General features: G+C 72.1%; 25 protein-coding genes. 11 read left to right on the top strand and 14 right to left on the bottom strand.

The window, feature by feature from the left end:
• Both ACFYPM_RS00995 and ACFYPM_RS00990 read right to left on the bottom strand, forming a co-directional pair.
• Positions 1–589 (bottom strand): MFS transporter (locus ACFYPM_RS00995; protein ID WP_387189839.1); only part of this gene is annotated, 589 nt, incomplete at its 3' end.
• Between the two features lie 40 nt (positions 590–629).
• A complete protein-coding gene (locus tag ACFYPM_RS00990; protein WP_387189837.1) occupies positions 630–1,208 on the bottom strand; it encodes an ArsR/SmtB family transcription factor in 579 nt (192 codons plus the stop codon).
• A 105-nt stretch (positions 1,209–1,313) separates the two neighbouring features.
• Here ACFYPM_RS00990 and ACFYPM_RS00985 point away from each other — a divergent pair, with 105 nt between their 5' ends.
• Both ACFYPM_RS00985 and ACFYPM_RS00980 read left to right on the top strand, forming a co-directional pair.
• Entirely contained in the window at positions 1,314–1,610 is a 297-nt protein-coding gene (locus ACFYPM_RS00985) for a hypothetical protein (protein WP_387189835.1), read from the top strand.
• A 73-nt stretch (positions 1,611–1,683) separates the two neighbouring features.
• Positions 1,684–2,934 carry a DUF222 domain-containing protein gene (locus tag ACFYPM_RS00980; protein ID WP_387189834.1) on the top strand — a complete coding sequence of 417 codons (1,251 nt, stop codon included), beginning with the start codon at positions 1,684–1,686 and terminating at the stop codon, positions 2,932–2,934.
• Between the two features lie 395 nt (positions 2,935–3,329).
• Here the strand turns inward: ACFYPM_RS00980 and ACFYPM_RS00975 are convergent, their stop codons facing one another.
• Positions 3,330–4,175, bottom strand: a complete 846-nt coding sequence (locus ACFYPM_RS00975) for a pentapeptide repeat-containing protein (RefSeq protein ID WP_387189831.1) — start codon at positions 4,173–4,175, stop codon at positions 3,330–3,332.
• On the opposite strand from ACFYPM_RS00975, the gene ACFYPM_RS00970 reads away from it, so the two are divergent.
• Positions 4,161–5,930 (top strand): HelD family protein, encoded by a 1,770-nt coding sequence (locus ACFYPM_RS00970; RefSeq protein WP_387189828.1) that lies wholly within the window; start codon positions 4,161–4,163, stop codon positions 5,928–5,930. The genes ACFYPM_RS00975 and ACFYPM_RS00970 overlap by 15 nt on opposite strands.
• On the opposite strand, the gene ACFYPM_RS00965 is transcribed toward ACFYPM_RS00970, so the two are convergent.
• Together ACFYPM_RS00965 and ACFYPM_RS00960 are read right to left on the bottom strand one after the other, a co-directional pair.
• Positions 5,919–6,530 carry a hypothetical protein gene (locus tag ACFYPM_RS00965; protein ID WP_387189826.1) on the bottom strand — a complete coding sequence of 204 codons (612 nt, stop codon included), beginning with the start codon at positions 6,528–6,530 and terminating at the stop codon, positions 5,919–5,921. The two genes, ACFYPM_RS00970 and ACFYPM_RS00965, sit on opposite strands and share 12 nt — an antisense overlap.
• A complete protein-coding gene (locus ACFYPM_RS00960; protein WP_387189824.1) occupies positions 6,527–6,703 on the bottom strand; it encodes a hypothetical protein in 177 nt (58 codons plus the stop codon). Before ACFYPM_RS00960 ends, ACFYPM_RS00965 begins: the two co-directional genes overlap by 4 nt.
• 250 nt (positions 6,704–6,953) lie before the next feature.
• Between ACFYPM_RS00960 and ACFYPM_RS00955 the strand changes: the two genes are divergently transcribed.
• From ACFYPM_RS00955 to ACFYPM_RS00945, 3 genes are all read left to right on the top strand, one after another.
• On the top strand, positions 6,954–7,877 hold the full coding sequence (locus ACFYPM_RS00955; RefSeq protein WP_387189822.1) for an ABC transporter ATP-binding protein: 924 nt from the start codon (positions 6,954–6,956) through the stop codon (positions 7,875–7,877).
• 10 nt (positions 7,878–7,887) lie between these two features.
• Positions 7,888–8,625: an ABC transporter permease gene (locus ACFYPM_RS00950; RefSeq protein ID WP_387189820.1), complete on the top strand. Its 738-nt coding sequence runs from the start codon at positions 7,888–7,890 to the stop codon at positions 8,623–8,625.
• A gap of 96 nt (positions 8,626–8,721) precedes the next feature.
• Positions 8,722–9,486, top strand: a complete 765-nt coding sequence (locus ACFYPM_RS00945; RefSeq protein WP_387189818.1) for a VOC family protein — start codon at positions 8,722–8,724, stop codon at positions 9,484–9,486.
• Between the two features lie 15 nt (positions 9,487–9,501).
• Here ACFYPM_RS00945 and ACFYPM_RS00940 read toward each other — a convergent pair whose 3' ends face one another.
• From ACFYPM_RS00940 to ACFYPM_RS00925, 4 genes are all read right to left on the bottom strand, one after another.
• Positions 9,502–10,281, bottom strand: coding sequence for an ABC transporter ATP-binding protein (locus tag ACFYPM_RS00940; protein ID WP_387191402.1), 780 nt, complete (start codon positions 10,279–10,281; stop codon positions 9,502–9,504).
• 47 nt (positions 10,282–10,328) lie between these two features.
• Positions 10,329–11,363 carry a FecCD family ABC transporter permease gene (locus ACFYPM_RS00935; protein WP_387191400.1) on the bottom strand — a complete coding sequence of 345 codons (1,035 nt, stop codon included), beginning with the start codon at positions 11,361–11,363 and terminating at the stop codon, positions 10,329–10,331.
• Between the two features lie 151 nt (positions 11,364–11,514).
• The gene (locus tag ACFYPM_RS00930; protein ID WP_387189817.1) at positions 11,515–12,444 is read right to left on the bottom strand and encodes an ABC transporter substrate-binding protein; all 930 of its coding nucleotides are present in this window, start codon (positions 12,442–12,444) and stop codon (positions 11,515–11,517) included.
• Between the two features lie 353 nt (positions 12,445–12,797).
• On the bottom strand, positions 12,798–14,678 hold the full coding sequence (locus ACFYPM_RS00925; protein ID WP_387189815.1) for a M14 family metallopeptidase: 1,881 nt from the start codon (positions 14,676–14,678) through the stop codon (positions 12,798–12,800).
• A 212-nt stretch (positions 14,679–14,890) separates the two neighbouring features.
• On the opposite strand from ACFYPM_RS00925, the gene ACFYPM_RS00920 reads away from it, so the two are divergent.
• Positions 14,891–16,228, top strand: a complete 1,338-nt coding sequence (locus ACFYPM_RS00920) for a C39 family peptidase (protein WP_387189813.1) — start codon at positions 14,891–14,893, stop codon at positions 16,226–16,228.
• Between the two features lie 92 nt (positions 16,229–16,320).
• On the opposite strand, the gene ACFYPM_RS00915 is transcribed toward ACFYPM_RS00920, so the two are convergent.
• The 3 genes from ACFYPM_RS00915 to mqnE form a co-directional block, all read right to left on the bottom strand.
• Positions 16,321–16,614, bottom strand: coding sequence for a DUF4229 domain-containing protein (locus ACFYPM_RS00915; RefSeq protein WP_387189811.1), 294 nt, complete (start codon positions 16,612–16,614; stop codon positions 16,321–16,323).
• A gap of 73 nt (positions 16,615–16,687) precedes the next feature.
• The gene (locus tag ACFYPM_RS00910) at positions 16,688–17,125 is read right to left on the bottom strand and encodes a hypothetical protein (protein WP_387189809.1); all 438 of its coding nucleotides are present in this window, start codon (positions 17,123–17,125) and stop codon (positions 16,688–16,690) included.
• Between the two features lie 23 nt (positions 17,126–17,148).
• On the bottom strand, positions 17,149–18,318 hold the full coding sequence (gene mqnE / locus ACFYPM_RS00905) for an aminofutalosine synthase MqnE (RefSeq protein WP_091395685.1): 1,170 nt from the start codon (positions 18,316–18,318) through the stop codon (positions 17,149–17,151).
• 239 nt (positions 18,319–18,557) lie between these two features.
• On the opposite strand from mqnE, the gene ACFYPM_RS00900 reads away from it, so the two are divergent.
• The 4 genes from ACFYPM_RS00900 (at position 18,558) to ACFYPM_RS00885 (ending at position 24,833) form a co-directional block, all read left to right on the top strand.
• Complete coding sequence (locus ACFYPM_RS00900) at positions 18,558–20,132, top strand: NlpC/P60 family protein (RefSeq protein ID WP_387189807.1); 1,575 nt, start codon at positions 18,558–18,560, stop codon at positions 20,130–20,132.
• A 114-nt stretch (positions 20,133–20,246) separates the two neighbouring features.
• On the top strand, positions 20,247–21,965 hold the full coding sequence (locus tag ACFYPM_RS00895) for a hypothetical protein (protein ID WP_387189805.1): 1,719 nt from the start codon (positions 20,247–20,249) through the stop codon (positions 21,963–21,965).
• Between the two features lie 196 nt (positions 21,966–22,161).
• Entirely contained in the window at positions 22,162–24,105 is a 1,944-nt protein-coding gene (locus tag ACFYPM_RS00890; protein WP_387189802.1) for a DEAD/DEAH box helicase, read from the top strand.
• A 107-nt stretch (positions 24,106–24,212) separates the two neighbouring features.
• Entirely contained in the window at positions 24,213–24,833 is a 621-nt protein-coding gene (locus tag ACFYPM_RS00885; protein ID WP_387191398.1) for a putative glycolipid-binding domain-containing protein, read from the top strand.
• Between the two features lie 15 nt (positions 24,834–24,848).
• Here the strand turns inward: ACFYPM_RS00885 and ACFYPM_RS00880 are convergent, their stop codons facing one another.
• Complete coding sequence (locus ACFYPM_RS00880) at positions 24,849–25,940, bottom strand: PLP-dependent cysteine synthase family protein (protein ID WP_387189799.1); 1,092 nt, start codon at positions 25,938–25,940, stop codon at positions 24,849–24,851.
• 96 nt (positions 25,941–26,036) lie between these two features.
• Entirely contained in the window at positions 26,037–26,495 is a 459-nt protein-coding gene (locus ACFYPM_RS00875; protein WP_387189796.1) for an Lrp/AsnC family transcriptional regulator, read from the bottom strand.
• Positions 26,496–26,702: the final 207 nt, after the last annotated feature.

Below are 26,702 nucleotides of genomic sequence, written 5' to 3'. Positions count from 1 at the left end.
GGGCGGCGGTCCGGCGGCCGCCGCGCCGGGTCCGCAGCAGCAGGCCGGCCGCCACCAGCGCCAGGTAGGTCGCGGCGTCGACCAGCAGCGCTGCGCGGGTGCCGAACTGCCCCACCAGCAGCCCCGCCAGCACCGGCCCGCCGAGCGCGCCGAGGGAGACGGCTGTCTGGCTGATCGCGCTCGCCCGGGGCAGGTCAGCCGGACGGACCATCGCCGGGAGCAGTGCCGCCAGGCAGGGTTGGGTCACCGCGAGCCCACAGGCAAGCAGCGCGACGAGCCCGACCACCAGGACCGGGTGAGCGACGACGGCGAGCAGCGTGCAGATCACGGCCTGGGCCAGCCCGACGGTGACCAGCAGGGTACGGCTGTCGACCCGGTCGGCGAGCCGGCCGGCGAGCGGAGCCAGCACCACCAGGGGCAGGGTCGCCGCGAGCAGCAGCCCCGACACGGCGAGCCCTCCCGCGCCGGCGCCCTGAAGGGCCAGCGCGAGCGCGGTGGCGGCGAGCAAGTCACCGCAGATGGTGGTTCCCCGAGCGGCAGAGGCCACCCAGACATCCGGCCAGCGCGACTCGACAGTTGTGAAGGACATACTTCGAAAATAATCCTTCACAACTGTTCTGTACAGCCCCTCACTGAGTCAGCGGCACCGCCCGGTACTGCACCGCCACCGCACGAGCGCCCGGCGGCGGGTCGGCACGGTGTCGTCTGTGATACGGCCTGAGCAGCGCAGTGATGGCCTCGTTCAGCCCCGCCAACTCCTCCGCCGTGAGCACGAGCAGCGCCTCGTTGAACAGTGCTGCGTCGTACCACTCCGGGGGCTCGTCCCCGGCGCGGCGCAACCAGTCACGGGTCCGCTCCATGGCGAGCACGGCGTGCGCCTCCACCACAGCCTGCTCCGCGGCCCGCGCCTCGGGTCCGGCCTCGCGGCCCGCGTCGACCATCAGGCTGGGGCTCAACGTGCGCCACACCCGTTCCCGGGCATCCCCCCGGCTCGGCGCCTGCTCCACCAGACCGAACTTCGCCAACGCCCGTAGGTGGTAGCTGGTCGCGCTCGGTGACAGTCCGACGATCTCCGCGCACTCGGTGGCGGTGCCCCCATCCTTACGGCTGAGAAACTCCATGATCGCGATCCGGGCCGGATGAGCCATCGCCCGCATCACCTGCGGGTCACTGACCATCCGAAGCGGCTCGGGACGGGCCTCGGTCATCCCCCCATGATCCCGGCAGGCCCTCGAACCCGCCATCACCCCCCACGTTCGACTCGGTCGCCTCGTGTCTCGGTCGCCTCGTCTCGGCGGGTGGCACCCTCGGCGGTGAGCAGCGAGCGCGGCGGGGCGGTGGCGGTGGGGCGCTGGTGGGCGCTGGGGCGCGGTCGCACGGTGGTGGGCGGTGGGGCGCGGTGGGGCGCGGTGGTGCGGTGGGGCGCGGTGGTGCGGTGGGGCGCGGTGGTGCGGTGGGACGGGGCGGCGGCGCAGCGGCGGGGCGGGGCGGCGGCGCAGCGGCGGGGCGGGGCGGCGGCGCAGCGGGGGCGGTGGGGGGCGGGGCGGTGGGGGGCGGGGCGGAGCGAGGTAGGCGGCGGGGCCGGGCGGCGCGATCTGCGGGTTCAGTGATCGACAGAAATAGTTTCCTTACATTGATCATCTGCGACTCGGAAGTGTCGTACGTCAGTTCTATTCTGTCTTCATGTTGAGGGCCTTGGCGCAGGCAGGAGGTGCAGTCGACGACTGCGCCGAGACAGCGCTCTGGGGGCTCTCCGACGATGATCTGCTCTCCTCACTTCACGCGACTCAGGTGTTGGCGCAGCGGCTGGCCACCGTTCAGCTCGGGCTGGTCCGCGAGTTGGACAGCCGCGGCCTGGCGGTCGCCCAGGGCGCCTCGTCCACCGCCGCCTGGCTGCGGGAGCGGCTCCGGCTCTCCGGTCGCTCCGCGCGCCAACTGGTCCAGCTCGCCGCCACCGTCGATGCCGCGCCAGCAGCGGTGCGCGATGCGCTGCTCAGCGGCGCCATCACCGTCGAGCAGGGTCGAGTGGTGGCCGAGACGATCGCCGCCCTTCCGGTGGAGGCCGGCCCTGAGGTGGCTGACAAGGCCACGCAACTCCTGGTCGCCTGGGCCGACCGGTTCGATCCGACCATCCTGAGCCGGCTCGGAGAGCGCGTCCTCACGCACGTCGCACCGGATCTGGCCGACCAGGCTGAGCTGAAGGCTCTCCAACGGGCCACCGAGCGCGCCGAGGCCCGCCGGCACGTCACGCTCTCCGAGCAGCAAGACGGTCAGGTACGCCTCAGCGGAAACCTCGACACCGAAACCGCGAGCCTGCTACGTGAAGCGACCGACCCGCTGTGCGCCCCGGCCGGTGCGCACGATGATCGCAGTCCAGGTCAGCGCCGTGCTGACGCGCTGGGCGAGATCTGTCGGTTGGCGCTGCGTACGGGCGAGCTGCCCGACAGCGGCGGCGACCCGCCTCAGCTCGTGGTGACCGTGTCGCTCGACGATCTGGTCAACCGCGTACGCGCCGGCACTCTGGAGACCGGAACTCGTCTGACGCCGGGCACGGTCCGCCGGCTCGCCTGCGACGCCAACCTGTTGCCGGCCGTGCTGGGTGGCAACAGTCAGGTCCTGGACGTGGGCCGTCAGCGCCGTCTCTTCACCGGCCCGCTGAGGCGTGCGCTGGTGCTGCGTGACGGCGGTTGCTCCTTCCCCGGTTGTGATCGGCCGCCGAGATGGTGCGACGGTCACCACGTCCGACACTGGGCCGACGGCGGGACGACAACGCTGGGCAATGCCGCGCTGCTCTGCGGCTACCATCACCGGTTCGTCCATCGCGGCGACTGGACGGTCCGCATCGCGGCGGACGGCCGACCCGAGTTCCTTCCGCCTCGCTGGCTCGACCCACTGCGCACACCACGCCGCAACCTCTACCACCAGCGCTGCTGATGCCGCTGACCACGCCTACGCCGCCCGGACCAGGACCAGGACCAGGACCAGGAAAACGACAAGCCCGGCTCAATCCTGCCGCCGTGCCGCCGTGCCGCCGTGCCGCCGTGCCGCCGTGCCGCCCTGAGCCGATCAAGGCACCAAAGCAACCGGTCTGCCGTGCCATGTACCCCCTTTGCCCGCGCTTTAGCGCCCGCGCCTGCGTGCCTCGCGCGTTTGTGGTCCGCGCCTTCAGGCGCCCGCGCCTCCGTGTCAGCGCCTCCAGGCCCCGCGCCCCAGCGGGACGCTACCCAGGCAATCACCACCTGGCGCCACGCCATCGGGCAACGCACCACCTAAGCTGCCAGCCCACCCACCAGGCAGCGCATCACCCAACGCTGCCCCACCACCAAGCCTCACCAGAGCCACCCAGCAGGCAAGAAATCATCACCAGCGCCACCGCACCTGGCAACACGCCATCTCGGATGGGTGGTCGTCTGGGTAATTCGTTGGAAGCGTCGAGTTCGGGAGCGTAAGGTTGCAGGCCGCTTGACGGCCGAGGTGAGCTGCACCGGAACGGACGTCTTTCGCGCCGGGCGGCCGGCCATCCGCCCCCGGACACGCGAGCGCGCAGCAGATGTGAACGATGGGACGTCAGCATGCCCGCACTTGATCTCGACACCCAACTCGACTCGGATCTGTCCGCCGAACGCGCACACCTGGCAGACTCGCGGAGCGCGCTGCGGCGGATGCGGGAGCGCGCCGAAGCCCTCTTCGCCACCGGTGACCAGGTGGCCGGCGACGCGTACGCGGCGGAGACACTCGGCCGCACCCTGGCCCGTCGGGTGGCCGAACTGGCCGACGACCCGACGACGCCCCTGTTCTTCGGCCGCCTCGACTTTGCCGAGACCCCAGACCCCGACTCCCCAGACCCCGAGACCCCAGACCCCGACTCCCCAGACCCCGGCAGCACGGACCCCGGCAGCACCGGCATCGGCAGCACGGAGACCTCCGGCAGCACCGCGCAGGGCAGCACCGCGCAGGGCAGCACCGCGCAGGACAGCACCGCGCAGAGCAGCACCGCGCAGAGCAGCACCGCGCAGGACAGCACCGCGCAGAGCAGCACCGCGCAGGACAGCACCGCGCAGAGCAGCACCGCGCAGGACAGCACCGCGCAGAGCAGCACCAGCGACGGGGATTCCGGCGCGGTTGTGCGCAGTTCGGGTCACGACGGTCGGCGGTACCACGTGGGGCGGCGGCATGTCGCCGACGACCGCGGCGAGCCGTTGGTGTTGGACTGGCGGGCACCGGTCTCGCGGTCGTTCTACCAGGCCAGCGCGCGGGATCCGCAGGGAGTGGCGGTACGACGGCGGTTCGGGTTCAGCAACGGGGTCCTGACCAGTTTCGAGGACGAGCGTCTCGGTCGGGGTGAAGAGCTCGGCACGACCAGTCGGATCCTCACCGCCGAGATCGAACGGCCGCGGGTCGGGCCGATGCGCGACATCGTCGCCACGATTCAGCCGGAGCAGGACGAACTGGTCCGGGCCGACCTTGCCGACTCGATCTGCGTGCAGGGAGCGCCGGGCACCGGGAAGACGGCTGTCGGCCTGCACCGGGCCGCGTACCTGCTCTATCTGCACCGCGAGCGGCTGCGGCGGGCGGGTGTGCTGATCGTCGGACCGAACAGGGCGTTCCTGTCGTACATCGCGGCGGTGCTGCCGGCTCTCGGCGAGGTCGAGGTCGAGCAGGCCACGGTGGAGGAGTTGATTTCTCGGGTGCCGGTGCGGGCGGTCGAGGCGCCGGCGGTGGCCGTACTCAAGCACGACGTCCGGATGGCGCGTGTGTTGCGACGTGCGCTGGGTGCGCAGATCGCTACGCCGACGGAGTCGATCACGGTGTCGGACGGTTCGTTCCGGTGGCGGATCGGGCTGGAGCCGTTGCACCGGATCGTCGAGGAGACCCGCCGGGAAGGGCTGCCGTACGGCACGGGTCGGGAGCGGGTCCGCGCACGAGTGGTGAGTCTGCTGCAACGGCAGGCCGAGGCGCGGCGGGCGGAGTCGCCGAGCGATGCCTGGTTGCGTCGGATGGGCCGCTGCCGACCCGTGGTCGACTTCCTGGACGCGGTCTGGCCGGCGCTCACCCCGGAGGGGCTGGTCTTCGGCCTGCTCTCCGACCCGGGGCGGCTCGCCACCGCGGCGGACGGGCTGCTCAATGAGACCGAGCAGGCGCTGCTGAGGTGGGCGAAGCCGGCCCGCACCGCGAAGGCGACCCGCTGGACCGCCGCCGACGTGGTGTTGCTCGACGAGGCGGCCGGGCTGCTGGAACGGCCCTCCGGTTTCGGGCACGTGGTGGTGGACGAGGCGCAGGACCTCTCCCCGATGCAGTGTCGGGCCATTGCCCGGCGCAGCGAGCACGGCTCGGTCACCCTCCTCGGGGACCTCGCCCAGGGCACCGCGCCGTGGGCGGCGACGGACTGGCGGGAGTCCCTCGCCCACCTGGGCAAGCCGGATGCTGTGGTGGTCCCGTTGACAGTTGGTTTCCGGGTGCCCGCGGCGGTGGTCGCGTTCGCGAACCTGCTGCTTCCGGCACTGGCGGTGGACGTACCGCCGGCCGAGTCGCTGCGCCACGACGGCGGGCTGGACGTGCGTACCGTGACCGACCTGGTCGCGGAGACGGTGGCCGAGGTGCGGGCGGCGCTCGTCCACGTCGGCTCGGTGGGTGTGATCGCGGCCGACGACGCGGTCGATGAACTGCGCGCGGCGCTGGCCGCCGCCGGTGTCGCGACCGCGACCGCCGACGACGTGGCGGCCGCGGAGCGGGTCACCGTGGTGCCCGCGACGCTGGTCAAGGGCCTGGAGTACGACCACGTGGTGGTCGTCGAGCCGGCCGCGATCGTCGCGGCCGAGCCGCGCGGGCTGCACCGCCTGTACGTGGTGCTCACCCGGGCGGTGTCCCGGCTGGCGGTGCTGCACCGTGAGCCGCTGCCCGCCCCACTCGTCGTCGGCTCAGCCGGCTGACACGGCCGCCGCGACCTCCCGCAGCGGGCGGCCGGAGTCGGCCAGCGGCACGTGGAACGACAGCCACGAACCGTCGGCGAAGTCGAGCCGCAGCCGTTTCCAGTTCAACCGGTACCAACCGACACGTGCGGTCACCGTCGTGCGCGGCGCCGACCCGAGCAGTTCGACGTCGGTCTGCGCCCGTTCGCCCGCCGCCGAACCGGAGAACAAGGTGACCGGTGCTGTCGCGCCGAGCAGCAACCGCTGGTCGGTGACCCCCAGCACGAGGTCGCGGAGGTCGAAACCCTTCGTCGCCACGGTCACGGCGTGGTGCAGCAGCGAGGCCTGCGAGCCCGGTGCGCCTCGACCTCCGACGCCGAAGAAGAGCCAGTCGACGGCGCCGTCCGCCCGGCCGAAGGTGATGTTCGGCGAGAGCACGGTGAGCAGGACACCCAGCACGCTCGGCCCACCGGGGGCGGGAGGTGCCGCCGGCTGCGGGGGCGCCGCCGGGGCCAGACCTCCGCCCACGCGGACCTGGGCCACCGCGCGCACCCGCTCACCGGCGGGTAGCAGCCGGGTGAGCCCTTCGACGTACCGGGCGCGGATCTCGTCGACCATCATCGGCGCCCCTCGCGGCCGCCAGGCCGACGCGAGCCGTCGCCCGACGCGCCGATGACCGCACCGGCCAACTCCCGGCGCAACTCGCGGACGCTCGCCCCCTGGTCCCGGGAAGCCGTGGCGAATGCCGCCCCGGCCTTCGGCTGGGCGTCCAGCTCGTTGTTCGGGCTCGACACGGACCCTCCTCTGTGTCCTGCGCGACGGGTCAGCCGCCGCGGCTCCCACCATAGGCACTGCCCGCGCAACCGGTGGCCCCGCCCGCGACGTCGGGGTCACCGAGCTTTGACTTTGCGTCATAAGGTTCGGTACGGAATCCGACGACGATCTGCTTCCCACGGCGCCGGTGTAGGCGGGGCCGGTTGGCGTTCGAGGAGCACGCCGAACGGTTCGCGCACAGCTCGACCCCACTCCGTCAAAGGAGCAGTCATGACCCTCGTCCGCGCCGACCAGGCCAGCCGCCGGTACGGCGACGTCCTCGCCCTCGACCGCGTCGACCTTGAGGTCCGGGCCGGTGAGCTGGTCGGCCTCCTCGGGCCGAACGGCGCCGGCAAGAGCACCCTGATGAACCTGCTGGTGGGTCTGCGCCGCCCCACGTCCGGGCGGGTCGAGCTGTTTGGCGGCGACCCCCGCGACCCGGCGAGCCGCCGGCAGATCGGGGTCACTCCGCAGGAGACCGGCCTGCCGGGCACGCTGCGCGTCGGAGAGGTCGTCGACTTCGTCTCGGCGCACTACCCGGACCCGGTACCGCGCGGGGAGTTGCTCGACCGCTTCGGTCTGGACGATCTCGTCCGACGGCAGTGCGGTGGCCTCTCCGGTGGGCAGCGGCGTCGGCTGGCGGTGGCACTGGCGTTCGTCGGCCGGCCCCGCCTGGTGCTGCTCGACGAACCGACCACCGGCCTGGACGTGGCCGCCCGGCACACCCTGTGGGAGGCGATCCGCGCGTTCCACACCGACGGCGGGACGGTGCTGTTGAGCAGCCACTACCTGGAGGAGGTGGAGGCGCTGGCACACCGGGTGGTCGTCATCGGGCAGGGCCGGGTGCTCGCCGACGACTCGGTGGACGCGGTGCGCGGCATCGTCGGCGTCCGTCGGGTCAGCCTGGTCACCGACGACCTCCCCGACCTGCCCGGGGTCGTTCGCACTGAACGGATCGACGGGCGGCTGCACCTGCTCACCACCGACGCCGACGAGTTGGTCCGCGCGTTGGTCGCGGCCGGGACCCCCTTCAACGACCTGGAGGTGCGGCCTACCTCGCTGGAGGAGGCATTCCTCGCCATCACCAGCGAGGACGCTCCCGGCGGGGACCAACCCGCTACCGCCGCTGCCGGCGGCCTCACCACCACCGCCTGAGGAGGCCACCGTGCCGCTTGCCCTGGTCCACGCCCGCTACCAGCTTCTGGAGACCATCCGGATCCCGGTGGCTGTCGTCGGCAGCGCCTTCTTCCCGGCCGCCGCCATGATCTTCTTCGTGGTGCCGTTCGCCCGCGACGACGCGGTCGGTGCCACCTTCGCCACCGCGTCGATGGTCACCTTCTCGGTGATGAGCGCCAACATCTTCCAGTACGGCGTCGGCGTCGCCGAGGACCGCGACCAGCCCTGGAACCCGTACACCCGGACCCTGCCGGCCGGGCCCACGCCCCGGTTCGCGGGCCGGGTGCTGGCCGGCCTGGCGCTGACGTACCTCTCGCTGATCCCGGTCGTGGTCATCGGCGCGACGCTCACGGCGGCCCGGATCACGCTGGCGGCGTTCCTGTTGACCGCCGTCACGGTGGCCGTTATCTCGGTGCCGTTCACGCTGATGGGCCTCGCCATCGGCTACTCGCTGCCGAGCAAGGCCGCGATCGTGGTGGCCCAGGTGGTCTTCCTGCCGCTCGCGTTCGGCGGCGGCCTGCTCTCCGCGCCCGGAGAAGCGCCCGGTTTCATCGAGACGATCGCGCCGTTCCTGCCCACCCGCGGCGCAGCCGAACTGATGTGGTCGGGGGTCGGTGACTACCCCGTCGAGCCGCTGGCAATGATCATGCTCGGCGTCTGGGTGGTGCTGCTCGCGGCGCTCGCCGCCTGGGCGTACCGACGGGACGAGGGTCGCCGGTTCAGCTGACGATTCGTCCGTTTCCGCCCCGCGCCGCAGCGGGACGGTGCCAGGATTCCGGCAGGGGGCCGCGGTGGCCACCCGGGCCGAGAGGGGTCTTTGACCGTGAGCACCGTCCCGCCGGGCACGCCCTGCTGGGCCGACCTGGCCACCCCGGACCTGACCGACGCACGGCGCTTCTACCCCGAGCTGTTCGGCTGGACCGGCCGGGTCACCCCGGAGCCCGCGGCGGGCGGCTACACGGTCTTCCTGCTCGACGGCAAACCGGTGGCCGGGGCCGGGCCGCCCGCGATCCCGGACCAGGTGCCCATCTGGTCGACGTACCTCGCCACCGACGACGCGGAACTGGTCGCCGGTCGCGTCGAACGGGCCGGCGGGCAGGTCGTCGTGCCGCCGTTCGAGGTCTTCGACCGCGGTTGGATGGCCGTCTTCGCCGACCCGGCCGGCGCCACGTTCAGCGTCTGGCAGCCGCTGACGATGGCCGGCGCCGAGGTGTTCAACGTGCCGGGCGCGATGAGCTGGAACGAACTGGTCACCCCCGACCCCGAGGGCGCGAAGGTCTTCTACGAGCTGGTGTTCGGCTGGCAGCCGGACGACCAGGCGGTCGGCCCGATGACGTACACCGGGTGGCGGCTCGGGACGCAGATCGTCGCCGGGATGATGCCGCCGCTGGCCGACGACTTCCCGGCCGACCTGCCCGCGTACTGGACTGTGTACTTCGCGGTGACCGACGCGGACGCCGCCGCGGCCCGCGCCGCCGAGTTGGGCGGGACGATCCTCGTCCCACCCCGCGACATCCCGGCGGGCCGCTTCGCCGCACTCCGCGATCCCCAGGGCGCCCTCTTCTCCGTCATCGACCTGGGTTCCTGACCAGCGCCTGCGTGCTCAGGGCCGGGTGGGGCGGACCGGGACCACCAGCGGGCCGTGGGCGCCGGGGACGACCCGCACGCTGGCCCGGTAGTGGGTGGCGAGCAGGTGCTCGGTCAGCACCTCGGCCGGGGTTCCGGCGGCCACCACCTGACCGCCGGCGAGCATGACCATCCGGTCGGCGTACTCGCCGGCCAGGGAGAGGTCGTGCATCGTGGCGAGGACGGTCAGGCCGTGCTCGCGGCGCAACTGGTCGACCAGTTCCAGCACCTCCTGCTGGTGCCCGATGTCGAGCGCGCTTGTCGGCTCGTCGAGCAGCAGCAGCGTCGCGCCCTGGGCGAGCGCCCGGGCGAGGAACACCCGCTGCCGCTCGCCTCCGGAGAGGGTGGCCAGCTCACGGCGGTGGAAGCCGGTGAGGTCCAACCGGCCGAGCACCTCGTGCACGGCGTCCAGGTCGGCGGTCGACTCCCGGCCCAGCGTGGGGATGTACGGGGTGCGTCCGAGCAGCACATAGTCCAGCACCGACATTCCGGGCGGCACCACCGGGGACTGCGCCACCGTGGCCACCACCCGGGCGCGGTCCCGCCGACGCAGCGCGGCGCTCGCCGTACCGAAGAGGGTGATCGTCCCCGGCGCGGGCAGCAGGCCGCCGACGGCGCGCAGCAGGGTCGACTTGCCGGCGCCGTTCGGGCCGATCACGGTGACCCACTCGCCCACGGCGACGGTGAGGTCGACGCCGGTCAGGATCGGCGTGCCGTCCAGGCGCACGTGCAGCCCGCGCACCTCGACGGCCGGCACACCGCCGGACGGGAGATCCCCGGACCGGCCGGCGGCGGGCTCGCGGCTCACGTGAGCACCCGGCGGGCGGTCCGCAGCACCAGCACGAAGAACGGGCCGCCCAGTAGTGCGGTCACCACCCCGATCGGCACCTCGGAGGGAGCGGCGGCGGTCCGGGCCACCACGTCGGTGAGCGCCAGGAACGCGCCGCCGAACAGCAGCGACATCGGCAGGATCACCCGGTAGCTCGATCCGGCGAGCAGCCGGACGGTGTGCGGCACGATGATGCCGACGAAGCCGATCAGCCCGGTGGCGGAGACCGCCGCCGCGGTGCCCAGGGAGGCGGCGGCGATCAGCAGGTACCGGGTGCGCTGCGGGTGCAGGCCCAGACTCCTCGCCTCGTCGTCGCCGACCGCGAGGACGTCCAGCTCACGGCGGTGCAGCAGCACCACGACCGTGGTCAGCGCGGCGTACGGCAGCACCAGCAGCACGTCGTGCCAACCGGCGGTGGCCAGCCGACCGAGCAGCCAGGAGTAGACCGGCTGGATGCTGTCGGAGTGTCGTTGCAGCAGGTACGTCTGCCCGGCGGAGAGGAACGCGGAGACCGCCACCCCGGCCAGGATCAGCATCGCGGGCGAGCCGCGTCGCCCGCCGGCCGCGCCGAGCACGTAGGTCATCGTGACGGCCAGCAGCGAACCGGCGAACGCGGCCAGCGGGATGGTCATCGGCAGCCCGGAGAGTGTGCCCTCCCGACCGGCGCCGCCGAGGGCGATCGCCGCGGTGACCGCGAGGCCGGCGCCCGCGGCCACACCGAGCAGGTACGGGTCGGCGAGCGGGTTGCGGAACACACCCTGGTAGCACCCGCCGGCCATGGCGAGCAGACCGCCCACGAGCAGGCCCAGCACCACCCGGGGCAGTCGCAGTTCGGTGACGATCGCGGTCTCCCGCTCGGTCAGCCCACTGTCGAGGTGCACCCCCGGGATCAGGTTGAGCAGCTCGGCGGCGACGCTGCCCGGGGGCAGACTCACCGGGCCGAGCGACACCCCGACGACGAGCGCGACGAGCACCGCGAACACCCCGGCGACCAGCCAACGCACCCGCAGCCCGGCGGGCTGGGCCGCGGACGACGACGCCCCAGCAGGCGAGCCCTCCGGCGGCGGCCCAGCGGGGGCGCTCGCCGGCGGGGTCTCGGCCGGCCGATTGGTGGGTACCGGTGCGGACACCTGTCGCGACCCGGTCACTGACTCACGACGGTCACGCGGGCACCTTGGCGACCGCGTCGATGATCACCCGGAGTAGGTCCACGACTCGCGGCCCCCAGCGGGAGGCGATGTCGTCGTCCAGAGCGATCACCTGGTTGTTCCTCACCGCGGTGAGGCCCGCCCAGCCGCTGCGAGCCTTGACCGTGTCGGCGCTCTGCTGGCAGCACTTGGCGTCGGCCAGGAAGACGAAGTCCGGGTCGGCCTTGACGATGAACTCCTGCGACAGCTGCGGGTAGCCGGCGCTCTTGCCGTCCGCGTCGGCCGGGTCGGCGATGTTGGTCAGGCCGGCCTGACTGTAGAGCGAGCCGATGAAGGTCCTGCTCGTCGCGCTGTACAGCTCCGGGCCCAGCTCGTGGAAGTAGGTGAGCTTCTCGGCGCGCTGCGGCAGGTCCTTGACCAGCTTGGCGATGTCGTCCTTCATCCGGGTGGCGACGTCGGTGGCCTGGTCGGCGTGCCCGGTCAGCGTGCCCAGCTCGGTGATCTGCCGGTACGAGTCGTCGAGCGTGGTCGCCGCCGGCGTCAGGTAGACCGGGATCTTCAGCTTGCCGAGCTGCTCGACGATCTTGTTGCGGTCGTCGGAGAGCACCACGAGGTCGGGATTCTTACCAGCGATCGCCTCGGCGTTCGGCTGGAAGGCGGAGAGGTCGGTCTTCGGCGCGTCGGCCGGGTAGTTCGACTGGTCGTCGACAGCGGTGACCTGCGGGCCGGCACCGATCGCGAAGAGCATCTCGGTGGCGGTGGGCGACAGCGCAACGATCTTCTCGGGGCGCTTGTCGAGGGTGAGCGCGCCGACCGTGACCGGGTACGTCGCGGACGCGGTGCCGGCACTGGGCTTGTCGTCGGCCTTCTCGGCGCAGGCGCCGAGCGCGAGCGCGGTGACCGCGAGGGTCGCGGCGAAGAACCGAGGGGTACGTCTGTTCATGGTGGCCTCCTGTCGGTCGAGGAGTGTGGTGCTTCGCCGACAGGGACTTTCGTACGCCCGCCCACGAGGCGCCCTTCCTCGAGAGCGCGTATCGCGACCGATCCGTAGGCGACCTGGCTCATCCCCACCGGCCGGTGGGGCATCACAGTTGCGGGACAGCGCCGGGTTTCGCACCGGCTTCGCTGCGGACTGGTCGCTAAGACGGTAGCGCACCGGCGGGACAGGCCAGATCGATCAAGCTTCGATCGTCGTACGTCGATTGGCTTGTCCGCCACAGGGAGGCATATGTCCCGGATCTAAAGGCTCGGGAGGGGTGGTGGGGCCCCGTCGGGGCGGGACGGGACCCCACCCGATCAGGAGGACGTGATGGTGACGTTGTCCACAGCGGCCTCCACGAGGCTGGCTCCGGAGGCGTCCGCCGCCTCAACGAGGATGCGGACCGACTGCCCGGCGTACGGGGTGAGGTTGAGGTTGGCTACCGCCCAACTCCCGTTGCGGTTGCTGGCCGCGCCGGCCTGGCTGAGCAGGGCGGTGGTGCCGCCGCTGTGCACCACGCTCACCCGCAGGTAGTCCGCCGACGAGGCGTTCGAACCGTGCGCCAGGTACCAGGCGAGCGAGAGGGTCAGCGTCCCGGACGACGGCAGGGTCACCGCCGGGGACCGGGCACTCGTCACGCCGCCGTCGACGTCGTAGTCACCGGCCGCCGAGCCGGCCAGCCGGCCAGTGACCAGGTCGTTGGACCCGGCGTACGGGGTGAGCTGCTTGGCGCCGGAGGACGTGGTCGCCTGGGCGGCACCCCGCTCGAACGCGCCGAGGGTGGCGGTGTCGGTACCGGACGGGTTGATGGTCCAGCCGGTGGCGGTCTCGAAGGTGTCCGACCAGACCGTGGTGCCGCCACCGCCGCCGCAGTACTGCGCCTGCTTGCCGATGGCCCGGTACGGGCAGTCCGCGTACTCGCTGAGCAGCAGCACGGCCTCCCGGTTACGCGTGGTCTGGGCGGGGATCACCTCGTCGGGCGGGTAGAAGCCGCCGCCGCCCGACGAGCCGGGGTACATCTCGAAGGTGTACGCCCAGATGTTGTGGGTGGCCCACATCCAGTCGAGGCTGTCCCCGTCGGTGATGTAGAGGTCGCTGGACTGCTCCGGGGTGTAGCTGTTGGTGGCCGCCATCTGCTGACCGATGGTGGCGAAGGTGTTGTACTGGTCCGCGCTCATCCCGGTCGCGGTGTTCGCCGTGGTGTAGCCGTACGGCCAGAGCACCAACTGCGAGTACGTGTGGAAGTCGATGTTCGCCTTGATCTGCTGCACGCCGCCGACCACCCGGCCGTTGACGAAGTTGCGCAGCGCCTGCGTCTCGGGTGCGGAGAACGCCGACGGGCCCCGGTAGGTCTCCGACGAGGTGGTGCCGGACGAGCCGCCGCAGCAACCCCAGTTGTAGGACCAGTTGCGGTTCAGGTCGGTGCCGACGTTCGACGAACCACTGTTGGGCTGCCGGTTCTTGCGCCAGGACCGGTACGACCCGGTGGCGATGTCGTACTCGCTGCCGTCCGGGTTGACCGTCGGCACGATCCAGATCTCGCGACCGTTGACGATGTTGGTGATCCGGGAGTCGTTGCCATAGCTGTCGGTGAAGAGGTTCAGCAGGTAGATCGCCATCTCCACGGTCAGGTGCTCGCGGGCGTGCTGCTGGGAGTTGAAGAGGATCTCCGGCTCGCTCTCGTCGGTGCCGACGTTGTCGGAGATCTTCACCGCCATCAGGTCGCGGCCCTCGTACGACGAACCGATGCTGATCTTGCGGGCGATCGCCGGGTGGTCGGCGACGACCTGGTTCACGACGGCGGTCAGTTCCGCGTAGTCGTGGTAGTTGGAGTCGGCGGGCGGGAAGGCCAGCGCGCCGATCTCGCCGGCGCCGCGCTCGGCGTTGGGCGGCGGGGCGAGCGGTTCGAGCCGGAAGCCGAGCTTGCCGATCGCGGCGGCCTCACCGGCGGTCGCCGAGATGTGCAGGACTCCGTGTTCGGAGTAGTCGATGGCGGCTCCGGTGCGGGCCACCGCGTTGCGGTCGGCGAGGGTCCGGGGCCCGAGCACCCGGTAGCTGGCGGCGGCGGCCGGCTCGGAGGTGCGGTCCGGCGCCGGCCGGGCGGCTACCGGACCGGCGGCGACGGTGACGATGCCCAGCCCGGTGACGACAGCGAGCACCAGGACGCGGCGGAGAGGGGTGGGCGTGCGGAGGGCCATGGACTACCTCCTCGATGGGCGGGAGATCCCGCTCGGTGAAGGACACTTCACCATCTGTCACATGGTCATATCAATATTGATCGTTAGCTGGTCCATCCCAGGTGGATCATCGCGGCGGCAATGATTTTCCATGCGCCAACATCTGGCGAAACTTCCTTCCGAGCGGAAAACTGACCAGCGACGATGCCCCTCTCGACACCCGCGGAGCACTCATGGCCAGATCCCGCTTGCGCGCGGGCGCCCTCGCCGGCGTCACCGCGCTCACCCTGCTCGCCACCACCGCGCCCGCGATGGCTGGCCGCCCACCCGCCGCCCGCCACGACGAGCAGATCACCTACCAGGACTGGTCCGGGCCAGCCGACTGGCACCGGGGCAGCCGGGCCGGCACCCGCGTCGTGCCCGGCCCCCGAGCGGGCCTCACCCTGGCCCGCCCTGCCGGCACCACCGAATACGCCGACCCACACACCGGCAGCACCCGCACCTGGGAGTACGGCACCTGGACCTCATCGGTGACCCGGATCGGGTTCGACGCCACCGAACTGATCGCCTCGTGGAACGCGGAGACTCCCGCCGGCACCTGGATCCAGGTGGAGATGCAGGGCGGCTACACCAGCGGTGACCACACCCCGTGGTACGTCCTGGGTCGCTGGGCGTCCGGCGACACCGACATCAGGCGGACAAGCGTCGAGCCGCAGGGCGATCCCTGGTCGACGATCTGGACCGACACCTTCAGCATCGACGACGCCGCCGCCGGGGTGCTGCTGCGGTCGTACCAGTTGCGGCTGACCCTCTACCGGGCACCCGGGCAGACCGCCGCGCCGGTGGTCCGGATGCTCGGCGCGATGAGTTCGACGGTGCCGGACCGCTTCACCGTGCCGCCGAGCGCCGGGCACATCGCCTGGGGCGTCGAGCTGCCGGTGCCGCGCTACTCGCAGAACGTGCACGCCGGGCACTACCCCGAGTACGACGGCGGCGGCGAGGCGTGGTGCTCGCCCACCTCCACCGAGATGGTGGTCGAGTACTGGGGTCGCAAGCCGTCGGCGGCCGACACCTCCTGGGTGGACCCGACCTACCCCGACCCGACCGTCAACCACGCCGCCCGGATGACCTTCGACTACGCGTACGACGGCGCGGGCAACTGGCCGTTCAACACCGCGTACGCGGCCAGCTTCCCCGGCCTGGAGGGACGGGTGACCCGACTGCACTCACTGGACGAGCTGGAGCGGTTCATCGCCGCCGGCATACCCGTGGTGACCAGCCAGTCCTTCCTCGCCAGCGAGCTGGACGGGGCGAACTACGGCACCTCCGGGCACCTCTTCGTGGTGGTCGGCTTCACCGCCGAGGGCGACGTGATCGTCAACGACCCCGCCTCGTCGAGCAACGACGTGGTGCGCAACGTCTACAAGCGCGCGCAGTTCGAGCAGATCTGGCTGCGGACCAAGCGCACGAACGCCAGCGGCGGCGTCTCCGGCGGCTCCGGCGGCATCGCGTACCTGATCAAGCCAGTCTCAAAGCCCTGGCCCAAGGCCCCCAACTCCACCAACTGGTAACCCCAGCCCCACTACCTTTTGATCGTCCCCAGCACATGTTGATCAAGAGGTTTGCGTCACCAGAAGTCGTTCGGGTGACGCAAACCTCTTGATCAACGCTGGGAGTCGGGGGTTTGGGTGGGGGGTTCAGGGGTGGGGTTCTGGTCTTCGCCGGCCAGGGCGGTGCGGAGGCGTTCCTTCTCCGTGCGGCGGCGCTCGGTGGCGTCGGCCATCTCCCCCGCCAACTCGTCGCGCCAACCGCGCAACAGGAAGAAGGAGAGCGCGGCGGAGAAGGCCAGCGCCAACATCAGCTTCAGGAACACGTTCATGTCGACCAGCCAGAGGCCCGCCAGCACGGCGACGAACAGCCCGATCCGGCCCAGCGTGTACTTGAGCGCGGCGCTCACCTGCACCACTCCGTTCTCTCCGTCGCCCGCCGGTGCCGGCGGGACAGTCGATCCGCCCGGTGGGCGGTCCCGGTCAGCCGGTCCGGCGGGTCAGCCAGCGGACCCCCGGGAACCAGATCATCGCGTACGCCACGGTGAAGGCCCCCGCCGCCAACGTCCCGGAGAGCAGCGTCGGCAGGCCGGCGGCCAGACCGGCGATCAGCAGACCGACGAACACCCCGACGGCGGCGGCGACCACCGCTGCCACCACCCGGGCCGCGCCGAACGACCAGGCCCGGAAATCGTCCCAGAACAGCCAGGCCGGCAGGATCACGGCCAGCCAGCCGTTGGTGTGCCCGAAGTCGCCGGCCCCGAGCGAGGCGAACGCCCAGTCGAACAACACCAACGCCAGCGCGCCGATCACCAGACCGGCCAGGCAGACCCCGAGCAGATCACCAAGGGTACGAACGCGCCCCTCGGCGTCCCGACGGGGAAACCCGCCCTGCTGCTCGGAACCACTCTGCTCGGTCATCGACTGCGAGGGTACGTGGCGGCTCAGGCCCAGACCTGCTGCGGCTCGGCGCGGCGCTCGGCCAGCGACGGGGCCTTGTCGTACTCGCGCACCACGTTGTAGCGGGTGTCCCGCTCGACCGGCTGGAACCCGGCGTCCCAGATCAGGTGCAGCAGGTCGTCGCGGTGCATGGTGTTCGGGGTGCCGTACGAGTCGGCGTCGTGCGTGATCTTGTATTCGACGACTGAGCCGTCCAGGTCGTCCACGCCGAAGTTCAGCGAGAGCTGGGCAACCGACAGCCCGTGCATCACCCAGAAGTTCTTCAGGTGCGGCACGTTGTCGAAGAGCAGCCGGGACACGGCGAACGTCTTCAGCGACTCGGCCGGCGAGGCCATCGTGGTGCGCGCCTGGATCCGGTTACGGATCTTGCCGTCCGCCGAGTCGACGAAGTCGTGCTGGTAGCGCAGCGGGATGAAGACCGCGAAGCCGCCCGTCTCGTCCTGCAACTCGCGCAGCCGCAGCACGTGGTCGACCCGGTGCCGGGGCTCCTCGATGTGGCCGTACAGCATCGTGGCCGGGGTCTTCATGCCCTTGCTGTGTGCCAGGGCGTGGATGCGCGACCAGTCTTCCCAGTGGCAGGCGTGGTCGACGATGTGCTGGCGGACCTCCCAGTCGAAGATCTCCGCGCCACCGCCGGTCAGCGACTCCAGGCCGGCGTCCATCAGCTCGTCGAGGATCTCGTCGGCGCTCAGGCCGCTGATCTTCTCGAACCACTGCACCTCGGTCGCCGTGAAGCACTTGAGCTTGACGTTCGGCAGCGCCGCCTTCAGCTCGCGCAGCACCTTGGGGTAGTAGCGCCAGGGCAGCGTGGGGTGCAGGCCGTTGACGATGTGCAGCTCGGTGAGCTGCTCGTCCTCCATCTCCTTGGCCTTGCGGACCGCCTCGTCGATGCGCATCGTGTACGCGTCCTTCTCGCCCGGCTTGCGCTGGAACGAGCAGTACGCGCAGGACGCCGAGCAGACGTTCGTCAGGTTGAGGTGCCGGTTGACGTTGAACATCACCCGCTCACCGTTCAGCTCGGTGCGCTTGTGGTGGGCCAGCCGCCCCAACCAGGTCAGGTCGTCGCTCTCGTAGAGGGCGACCCCGTCCTCCCGGGTCAGCCGCTCACCGGCGTACACCTTCGCTTCGAGCTCACGCTTGAGTCCGGCGTCCATGGCACGTCCCTTCCACCTGCGGTCGGATCGAGCGTACGTCGAGGGGCCGAACACCCCGGCGGCACGGTCGGCGACAGCGACCCACTTCACCAGACTCTCAGCCTCCCGTAACCCTGCAACGCATCGACATGAGTGGCGAGGTGCGGTAGTAACAAGATGGGGCGGAACACACACACTGGTACCGTCCCGGCGGCCGCGCCCACCGAGCGCGGCGACGAGGGGTTAAGACGGGGAGCGGCATGGTCGACAGCGAGCGCGGGCGACGGCAGCGACGACGGAGCCCGGTGATCTCACCGGTCCTACGTCCGAAGCTCTGGGCCGCCCTGCTCGGCGCGATCGCCGCCGCCGTGATGGCCACCCCCGCGTACGCCGATCCCGCAGTGCCCACGACCGTGCCGGACGTCGGCGCCCGCCCGCCGGCGGTCGGCGCGCTTCAACCGCCCGGCGTCCCGCCCTTCGGCGGTGCCCCGACGCCGCCGGTGGGCAACATCGGCACCGGCCCGCTGGCCGCGCAGATCTACGCCGCCGAGACCCAGGTCGGCACGCTCGGCGAGGAGCTGCTCAAGAGTCGGCAGAAACGCACCGACGCCCAGGCCCAGCTCGACGCGGCCGGCAAGGTGCTCGCGACCACGCAGGACGCCCTGCTCCGGGCCCAGCAGGACGCCGACGCGGCCGCGACGGACGCCGTCAAGGCGGACGCCGCACTGCCGCCCGGCGAGTTCGCCCAGGACCTCCGTGGGCTGAGCCGCCTGCAGCAGATCACCCGCGGCGAGAAGGTCGACGGCGGCACCACCGGGGTGACCGGAGCGTTGGCCCGGGCCCGCGCCGATGAGCAGGCCGCCTACCAGAAGCACACCGAAGCCAAGGATCTGCTCACCGCCGCCCAGTCGCAGTTCACGGCGGGCGAGACGGCACTCCGCGCGGCCGAGGCGAGCCTGCTCACGCTGCGCAAGAACAACGCCACCCAGCTGATCGAGATCGAGCGCCAGCAGGAAGCCGCCGAGCAGCAGTTCGGTGCCGGCTACGTCACCAACCAGAACATCAGCGGGATGGCCGCGCACCCCCGGGCGATGGCCGCGGTCCGGTACGCGCTGGCCCAGCTCGGCGACCCGTACAAGTGGTCCGAGGAGGGGCCGGACGAGTTCGACTGCTCCGGTCTGATGTGGGCGGCGTACCGGTCCCCGGGCGCCGACTACTTCGACCTGCCGCGGGTCTCCCGCGACCAGTACGCCGCCACCCGGAACCGGACCGTGCCGCAGAGCGCGCTGCTCCCCGGTGACCTGCTCTTCTTCGCGTCCGGCAGCAGCTGGACGTCGATCCACCACGTTGCCATGTACATCGGCAACGGCAAGATGGTGCAGGCGCCCACCACCGGCGACGTCGTCAAGATCTCGGTCGTCAGCTGGTCCCGGCTGTATGCCGCGACCCGGGTGATCGGCTCGGTGCCGGCACCGATCGTGACAGTTCCGACCGTGCCGGTCACGCCGCCCACCATCACGCCCACCCCGAGGCCGACGCCCACGCCGAGCACCAAGCCGACGCCCACCGGGTCGGCCACGCCGCCGCCGACCGGCAGCGCGACGACGCCACCGACGGCGCCACCGACAACGACGGCGCCACCGACGACGACGCCACCGACGACGCCACCGCCGCCCACGCCGACCGAGAGCGCCTCGGAGACCCCGACGGCCACCCCGGACAACACGCCGTCGACGCTGCCCTCGGCGCCCACCAGCGCACCGAGCAGCAGCGAACCGCCGAGCACACCGAAGGCCAGCACGAGCGGGACGGGCAGCCCCAGCGCCACTGGTTGATCCGCCACGACCGGCTCCGGCTGTCCGCTCGGGACGATCTGTGGCACCGTGACATCCAGGCACATCCGACCCGACGTCTCGGGTCCGGGTGCGAGCGTGGCACGGAGGGCGGAGATGGCCGAGCAGAGTGATCCGGCGGAGACTGTCGACCCCAGGGTCGAGCAAGCCGACCCATCCGGGCCGGGCACCGTCGACCCGGCGTCACCCACCGACGCCTCCGCGGCGCCCTCTGCCGCCGGCCCGGCCAGCGCTGCCGCCGGCCCGGCCAGCGCTGCCGCCGGCCCGGCGGACTCCCACGCCAGCCCGGACGCCGGCCCGGCCAGCCCGGACGCCGGCCCGGCCAGCCCGGACGCCGGCCCGGCCAGCCGGGACACCAGCCCGGTTTCGGACGACATCGCCACCGGTGCCGACGCCTCCGGCGACGCTGGCGCTGCTCGCGGCAGCAGCGGCGTCGGCGCGGACGTTCCCGGCCCGGACGCCGGACAGCCGGTAGTCACCGGCCCCAGCGGCGGCCAGTCTGCCCCCGCCGGAGATCAACCGGAGCAGGCCGCCGCACCGGTACGCGCCCGCGCCAGCGTCGCGACCGCCGGGGCTCTCCGCAGTGACCTGCCGGTCAGCGCCCCGGTCAGCGCGACCACCTACCGCGCGACCGGCTCAGCCGGTTCGGCCGGGTCAGCCGGCCCCGTCGATGTCTCGTTGCCGGGGCAGCGCAACGACTCGGCCGCGCCGGCCCGGGCCAGCGCCACGGTTCCCGGCAGCAGTCGGGCCACGCCCGATGCCCTGGGCACTCCGGACGCCCGGAGCAGCACGCCCGGCGTGTACCGGGCCGGACCGGTGCGCCCCGAGCCAGCCGACCCGGGGCGGGCAGCCGAGCCCGCCCAGCCGCCGGAGCCGACACCCACGCCACCCGGTCCTGGGCCGACCCAGCCGTCGCCAGCCGAACCGGAGCCCGCTCCCGCCCCGGGGCCGTACCCGCCCGACCCGAGGCCGACGCCCGGGCCGGCCCCCCGGCCCACGCCGTCCCCCGGTCCGGTCCCGCCCGTTCCGGGTCCACCCATCCCGCCGCCCTCGCCGATGCCGCCCATCCCAGGTCCGCCGGCGCCGCCCATTCCGAGCCCGCCCGTGCCGCCACCCGGCCCGCCGGTGCCGGCGCCACCCGGCCCGCCCGGCCCGATGCCGGCACCACCGTTCCCGCCGCCGCCAGCGATGATCGACACGCCCGGCGTACGGGCCAGCGCGGCGGTTTCCGCACGGTCGGGTGGGTGGCCGTCCACCGTCGGGACGGCACGCCCGGCCTCCGGCGACGGGTGGGCCGAGGCACCCGTCTCCGCGCCGCCCGTGGTGCCCGCGCCCGCCTTGCCGAGTTGGCCGCCGTCCACCGCTGGCCCCTCCCGGGCGGCCGGGCAGGACAGCGGAAATCCGCGTGGGGCCGCTGGCGCCTCCCGGTTGACCGGGAATGACGGCGGGAGCCCGCGTGGGGCCGCGTCGACGGGCAAGCATTCGGGTGGCTCCACCACCCGGGGCGCGGCCGGTGCCGGCGTAGGTCGGCACGACGGCGGCTCTGACCTGGCCGGCACCGTCTACGGCAGCGGCGATGGGCCGGGCTTCGCCACGATCGCGATCCCCGCCAACGCGGTGGAGAATTCCGGGTCGCTGACCGGGCACATCCTGGCCCAGGGATGGGCGGACACGCCGGCCGAACGATCCCGGAACACCCGGGTGATGATCGTCCTGGCCGCCGCTCTCGGGCTGCTGGTGGCGATCAGCGTCATGGTCGTACTCCTCGCTGGTGACGCGCTTGACGGTCTGGTGGGCAACGTGCTCAACGGGTGAGCCACCGAGCGGGACGATGGTGAGTCCGCCCACTACCGTCCGGCAACCGGCTGGCGGCTTCGCCGGATCGCCGTACACTTGCTGAGATCACTGACCCGGCGCGCGTGGTGTGCGCCCCTGGGCGATCTTGCGGGCGATCCGGCGGCACAGCCGCGGCAGGCCATCGCGAAGATGCGCCCCGCTCGAAAGGCTTTTGTTGACCACCTCTGCTGACCCCAGCACCGTTACCCACTCAGCTCCGACGACCGACACCGCCCGGGAGCAGCTCGACGCCTCCCCGAGCGAGGCCGGCACCGCGCCGGCCGAGACCGCCGCCCAGGCGGCCGAGACCGCCCCGACGGCGACCCCCGATCCGATCACCTTCGCCTCCCTCGGCCTGCCCGAGCCGCTCGTCCGGGCGCTGAGCCAGCAGGGCATCACCAGCCCGTTCGAGATCCAGCGGGCCACCGTTCCGGACGCGCTGGCCGGCCGTGACGTGCTGGGCCGCGGGCAGACCGGTTCGGGCAAGACGTTGGCCTTCGGTCTGCCGATGATCGCCCGGCTGGCCAAGCGCAACCGGGCCCGGCCGATGCGTCCGCGCGCCCTGGTCCTGGTTCCCACCCGCGAGCTGGCCATGCAGGTCAACGACGCGCTCCTGCCGCTGGGCAAGTCCGTCGGCATCTTCCTCAAGACCGCCGTCGGCGGTGTCCCGTACGACCGTCAGATCGACGCGCTGCGGCGCGGCGTGGAGATCATCGTCGCCACCCCGGGCCGGCTCGGCGACCTGATCGAGCGGGGCATCTGCCAGCTCGACGACGTCGAGGTCACGGTGCTCGACGAGGCCGACCAGATGGCCGACATGGGCTTCCTGCCCGAGGTGACCGACCTGCTGTCGAAGACCCCCGCGAACAGTCAGCGACTGCTCTTCTCGGCCACGCTCGACGGTGACGTCGACGCGCTGGTCAGGCGGTTCATGACCGATCCGGTGACGCACTCCACGGCGCCGTCCACCGCGTCGGTGTCCACCATGGACCACCACATGCTGTTGATTCCGCCGCACGAGAAGTTCCCGGTGGCGGCCTCGATCGCCGCGCGGGACGGCCGGACGATGGTCTTCGCCCGCACCCAGCTCGGCGTGGACCGGCTGGTCGAGCAACTCGCGGCGGTCGGCGTACGCGCCGGTGGGCTGCACGGCGGCAAGACCCAGCGGATGCGTACCAAGACGTTGGCCGAGTTCCGTGAGGGCCGGATGAATGTGCTGGTCGCCACGGACGTTGCGGCTCGGGGCATCCACGTCGACGGTGTCACCCTGGTGCTGCACGTCGACCCGCCGAAGGACCCCAAGGACTACCTGCACCGCGCGGGGCGTACGGCTCGGGCTGGCGAGTCCGGCGCGGTCGCGACCCTGGTGCTGCCCAAGCAGCGCCGCACCACCCTGGCGATGATGGAGAAGGCCGGCGTCGCGCCGGCCGAGACCCGGGTGCGGGTCGGCGACCAGGCCCTGGCCGAGCTGGTCGGTGCCCGCGAACCCAGCGGCGTCCCGGTTCGCCTCGAGGCGGAGCCCCGGGGCTACGGCGAGCGCTCCGGCGGCCCGCGCCGGTTCGGGGACCGCCCGCAGGGTGAGCGGCGTTACGGCGACCGCCCGACCGGCGAACGCCGCTTCGGCGACCGTCCGCAGGGCGACCGCCAGTACGGCGACCGCCCGCAGGGTGAGCGGCGTTACGGCGACCGCCCGACCGGCGAACGCCGCTTCGGCGACCGTCCGCAGGGCGACCGCCAGCACAGCGACCGCCCCCAGGGTGACCGCCAGTACGGCGACCGGCAGCACAGCGACCGCCCGCAGGGCGAGCGGCGTTACGGCGACCGGCCCACCGGTGAGCGGGGCTTCGGCGACCGCCCGCAGGGTGAGCGGCGTTACGCCGATCGGGACACCCGGGGCTACGGCGACCGGCCGCAGTTCGGCGACCGTCCGCAGGGTGACCGCCAGCACGGGGACCGCCCGACCGGTGAGCGTCGCTTCGGTGACCGCGACACCCGGGGTGGCTTCCGCCCGGAGAGCCGTGTTCGGGACGACCGTCCCCGCGACGACCGGCCCCGCGACGACCGGCCGCGCGATGACCGGCGCGGTTTCGGCGGGCGACCGCCGGCGCGTACCCACTGATCCACTGATCCACCCGAACGCCGTCGCGGAGCTCGTCCTTCGCGGCGGCGTTCGCGCATGCCCTGCCGATGTCGGCGCGGTCGCGTAACGTCCGGCTCATGCCGACCATGCCGAAGTCGATCTTCTGGTCCCGGACGGACACCGCCGGCAGCGAGCAGGTGCTGCTCGACGACGGTCGCGGGTTGACGGCTCGGGGCACGCTGCTCGCCGTGGACCCGATCCCCTGGACCGCCCGTTACCAGTTGACCACCGCGCCGGACTGGACCACCACCCGGGTCGAGGTCGAGGCCGAAGGGCTGGGCTGGCTGCGCAGGGTGAAGCTGGAGCGCTCCGCGGACCGGTGGCGGGTGACCACCGCCGAGCAGGGGGACCTGGACGCGGCGCTGGTCGCGGCCGGTCACCCCCGGGCCGGTCTGCCGGGCACGGACGACCCGGACCGGCTGGCCGACGCACTCGACGTCGACCTGAGCGGTTCGCCGCTGTTCAACTCCCTGCCGGTCCACCGGCTCGGGTTGGCCGCCGAGCCGGCCGATCTGGCCCACCGGATCACCGTTGCCTGGGTGCTGCTGCCCGGTCTGGAGGTGGTGGCGGCGGAGCAGATCTACAGCGGGCTCGGGCCGGGTCGGGTGCGCTTCGCCAGCGGCACCTTCACCGCCGACATCGATCTGGACGACAGCGGTTACGTGGTGCGCTACCCCGGGCTGGCCGAGCGGATCGACCCGCGCTGACCGCGCCCGCCGAACTCAGCGGGGCCAGGCGCCGCTGGTCAGGAAGTGTTCGATCGTGGCCAGGTGCGGCGTCAGGTCGAGGCCCTGGGCGCTCACCCAGTCGTCGGAGTAGTAGGTGTCGGCGTACCGGTCGCCTGGATCGCAGATCAGGGTGACCACCGAGCCGGTCCGGCCCTCGGCGAGCATCCCGGCGATCAGGCCGAACGCACCCCACAGGTTGGTGCCGGTGGAGCCGCCCACGCGACGCCCGAGGAGCGCCGATCCGGCGCGCATCGCGGCCAGTGACGCCGCGTCCGGCACCTGGACCATCCGGTCCACCACCGAGGGCAGGAACGACGCCTCCACGGTGGGGCGGCCGATCCCCTCGATCCGGGAGCCCCTTCCGGTCCGTACCGACCAGTCGGCGGCCAGCCAGGCCGGGTAGAACGCCGAGTTCTCCGGGTCGACCACGCAGAGTTTGGTGGCGAGCCGGCGGTACCGGGCATACCGGCCGATGGTCGCGCTGGTGCCCCCGGTGCCGGCGCCCACGACGACCCAGGCGGGAATCGGGTGCCGCTCCAACTCCAACTGCGCGTAGATCGACTCGGCGATGTTGTTGTTGCCCCGCCAGTCGGTCGCCCGCTCGGCGTAGGTGAACTGGTCCATGAAGTGCCCGCCGGAGTCCTCGGCCAGCCAGCGCGCCTCGACCACCACTGTCGCGGGGTCGTCCACCAGGTGACACCGGCCGCCCTGGAACTCGATCTGCGCGATCTTCTCGGGCGAGGTGGAGGAGGGCATCACGGCGATGAACGGCAGACCGAGCATCCGGGCGAAGTACGCCTCGGAGACCGCCGTGGAGCCCGACGACGCTTCGACGATCGTGGTGCTCGGCCCGATCCAGCCGTTGCAGAGCCCGTAGAGAAACAGCGAACGGGCCAGGCGGTGCTTCAGTGAGCCGGTGGGGTGGGACGACTCGTCCTTGAGGTAGAGGTCGATCCCCCAGGCCCGGGGCAGGGGGAACGGCAGCAGGTGGGTGTCGGCCGAGCGGTTCGCGTCCGCCTCGACGGTGGCGATCGCCTCCGTCACCCAGGTCCGGCTGGCCTCGTCGCACCGGTCGAGATGAGTCACGCTCGGAAACGTAGCAAGCAGGTCAGGGGCGGTCAGCGCCGGTCCGGTGGCGTGGACCTGCGGAGTTGCCGGCGTTGTTGACCCGGTACGCGACGGTCAGGTCGTGGTCGGGCCGACCGACTGGGGGCGGTTCTCCCACTTCGTGGAGAGCGCGATGGCGGTGCGGGTGGAGGCCACCCCGGGGGTCCGGTTCAACCGCACGATCAACCGCTCCAGCTCGGCGATCGTGCCGACCCGCGCCTTCAGCAGGAACGACTCCACCCCGGCCATGAAGTAGCAGGACTCGATCTCGGGCAGCACGCGCAGCGACTCGAGCATGTCGTCGCTGTCCGCGCCGGAGTCCTCGACGATGCCGATCAGCGCGGTGACTCCCAGCCCGATCGCCTCCGGGGCCACGTCCGCGCGGTAGCCGAGGACCACGCCGCTGCTCTCCAGCTTGCCGACCCGCTCGTGCACGGCCGGGGCCGAGAGGCCCACCTGCCGGGCCAACTCGGCGTACGACAGGCGGGCGTTGCCGCGCAGCAGGTCGACGAGGGTCAGGTCGATGGCGTCCACGGAGAGTGACCTTAGCCGGTTACGCGTAACGCGACGCCTTCAGTATCCGTTGGACCAAACAGTGAGTAACTGTTCAAGAACCGACGGTCAAGGCAGGGGTTGCACCAGTACCATTTACTAACTTCCCACTCAGTGCATTTTTCGCGTTTGGCGGACAGGCCAGGTCCCTGGTGCTGTAATTGCCATACGTCCCTCATGACGGCTCTG

Source organism: Micromonospora sp. NPDC005203 (assembly GCF_042872705.1).
In the GTDB taxonomy this organism is placed as follows: Bacteria; Actinomycetota; Actinomycetes; order Mycobacteriales; family Micromonosporaceae; genus Micromonospora.
The sequence above is the reverse complement of the archived record's forward strand: the minus strand, read 5'-3'. Positions and strand labels throughout refer to the sequence as shown.

Bases quoted from the DNA above. Each gene is read 5' to 3' on its own strand.
- ACFYPM_RS00965 (WP_387189826.1), bottom strand. From the start codon at position 6,530: ATGATGGTCGACGAGATCCGCGCCCGGTACGTCGAAGGGCTCACCCGG.
- ACFYPM_RS00900 (WP_387189807.1), top strand. From the start codon at position 18,558: ATGGTCGACAGCGAGCGCGGGCGACGGCAGCGACGACGGAGCCCGGTG.
- ACFYPM_RS00895 (WP_387189805.1), top strand. From the start codon at position 20,247: ATGGCCGAGCAGAGTGATCCGGCGGAGACTGTCGACCCCAGGGTCGAG.
- ACFYPM_RS00885 (WP_387191398.1), top strand. From the start codon at position 24,213: ATGCCGAAGTCGATCTTCTGGTCCCGGACGGACACCGCCGGCAGCGAG.
- ACFYPM_RS00955 (WP_387189822.1), top strand. From the start codon at position 6,954: ATGACCCTCGTCCGCGCCGACCAGGCCAGCCGCCGGTACGGCGACGTC.
- ACFYPM_RS00920 (WP_387189813.1), top strand. From the start codon at position 14,891: ATGGCCAGATCCCGCTTGCGCGCGGGCGCCCTCGCCGGCGTCACCGCG.
- ACFYPM_RS00910 (WP_387189809.1), bottom strand. From the start codon at position 17,125: ATGACCGAGCAGAGTGGTTCCGAGCAGCAGGGCGGGTTTCCCCGTCGG.
- ACFYPM_RS00980 (WP_387189834.1), top strand. From the start codon at position 1,684: ATGTTGAGGGCCTTGGCGCAGGCAGGAGGTGCAGTCGACGACTGCGCC.
- ACFYPM_RS00930 (WP_387189817.1), bottom strand. From the start codon at position 12,444: ATGAACAGACGTACCCCTCGGTTCTTCGCCGCGACCCTCGCGGTCACC.
- mqnE (WP_091395685.1), bottom strand. From the start codon at position 18,318: ATGGACGCCGGACTCAAGCGTGAGCTCGAAGCGAAGGTGTACGCCGGT.
- ACFYPM_RS00975 (WP_387189831.1), bottom strand. From the start codon at position 4,175: ATGCCGCCGCCCCACGTGGTACCGCCGACCGTCGTGACCCGAACTGCG.
- ACFYPM_RS00990 (WP_387189837.1), bottom strand. From the start codon at position 1,208: ATGACCGAGGCCCGTCCCGAGCCGCTTCGGATGGTCAGTGACCCGCAG.
- ACFYPM_RS00925 (WP_387189815.1), bottom strand. From the start codon at position 14,678: ATGGCCCTCCGCACGCCCACCCCTCTCCGCCGCGTCCTGGTGCTCGCT.